The 568-nt window shown below is 40.0% G+C and carries 1 protein-coding gene; it reads right to left on the bottom strand.

From position 1 onward, the window contains the following. A partial coding sequence (locus ACQY5R_RS18275; protein WP_428610719.1) for a helicase-related protein occupies positions 1-568 on the bottom strand: 568 nt, incomplete at both ends.

Raw genomic sequence — 568 nt, 5'->3', positions numbered from 1 at the left:
TGTTGATGGTTATCTTTATTGTAAGTTTTTTTATTGCCGTTTCTTCTTTTTGGTGATTTTGGCTCATCACCTAATGCACGCTGCTCATTATTAGCTATATTTTTATCATTACTTTGCTTATGAGCATGGCGTTTATGTTTGTTTTGTCTTGTCTTTTCTATCTGACCAGAATTTGGTTGTTGGCTATGGGAAAGTCTCTGAGAGTCAGGTTCGATGACAACGGGCGCATCAAATCCTTCTATTTCTATTATTGGTATTTCGCGGTTAATAAGCTTTTCAATCTCTTTTAGATACTTGAGCTCTTCTAGATCCACTAGTGAGATTGCCGCCCCAGCTGCACCGGCACGACCCGTACGGCCAATGCGGTGAACATAATCTTCGGCAATATTAGGCAATTCAAAGTTAATGACTTGTGGTAACTGGTCAATATCCAAACCTCTAGCTGCAATATCTGTAGCAACAAGTGCACGTACTGTACCAGCTTTAAATTCTGCTAAAGCTCTAGTGCGTGCGCCCTGACTTTTATTGCCATGTATCGCTAGCGCTGAAATGTCATTTTTAACTAATT

Origin of the sequence: Sedimenticola sp. (assembly GCF_050289425.1) — a bacterium.
In the GTDB taxonomy this organism is placed as follows: domain Bacteria; phylum Pseudomonadota; class Gammaproteobacteria; order Chromatiales; family Chromatiaceae; genus Sedimenticola.
Note: the sequence above shows the minus strand (reverse complement) of the source record. Positions and strands in the feature narration are given on the sequence as shown.